The organism is Enterococcus eurekensis, from assembly GCF_042654605.1.
Classification (GTDB): domain Bacteria; phylum Bacillota; class Bacilli; order Lactobacillales; family Enterococcaceae; genus Enterococcus_I; species Enterococcus_I eurekensis.
In genome coordinates this window covers 8,302-8,945 of the sequence record NZ_JBHSGT010000026.1, presented here as the reverse complement: position 1 = coordinate 8,945, position 644 = coordinate 8,302, and the positions used below count along the sequence as shown (strand labels likewise).

Genomic DNA, 644 nt, shown 5'->3' with positions numbered 1-644 from the left:
ATAGCAATGCTATCCACTTCTTTTAGCCATACAGTTTCTTCTTCTTTTTTCATTTTAGGAAGCATTGCGGAACAAGCATTATATGTTAAGCCTTTTCCAGTTTGAGTATATGTTTCATTCCATAGTCCAAGAAAATGATTATAGATGAAACGAGAGCAACCAATTGTTTTAGCAATAAGTATCTCTTGTTCTGCATTAGGATAGATTCTAAATTTGTAGGCTTTGTGGCGTAGTATTGTATTCACCTCATTTCTTTTTTTGATGTTGAATATATATTTTAATTTGTTCTTCTGTATTTTCACTAACTGTCGCTACGAAGTAGCTAGGATTCCATAAGTGCCCACCCCACAATTGTGTTTTTAAGGTGGGATGCTTTTTAAATAATGCACGAGCAGATACACCTTTTAAAGCTTTGACAATATTTGGAATGTAATGCTGTGGTTTACATTCAATTAGTAAATGAATATGGTCTCTATCTGACTCCATTTCTGTGATTAAAAAATCATTATCCTGTGAAATTTGCAGCAAGATAATTTTCAAATCAGTATCTACTTCTCCATACAGTATAGATCGTCGATATTTAACGCACCATACTAGGTGATACTGTATAGCATAGACATAACCACGTCCGTAATATACTTCTG

General features: G+C 33.4%; 2 protein-coding genes. Both read right to left on the bottom strand.

Translation table 11 applies throughout. The features are described from left to right. The coding region (locus ACFO3L_RS04760; RefSeq protein ID WP_379964385.1) for a helix-turn-helix domain-containing protein at nucleotides 1-236 on the bottom strand (236 nt) is incomplete at its 3' end. Between the two features lie 10 nt (nucleotides 237-246). Then, the coding region (tnpA, locus tag ACFO3L_RS04755) for an IS200/IS605 family transposase (protein WP_379964381.1) at nucleotides 247-644 on the bottom strand (398 nt) is incomplete at its 5' end.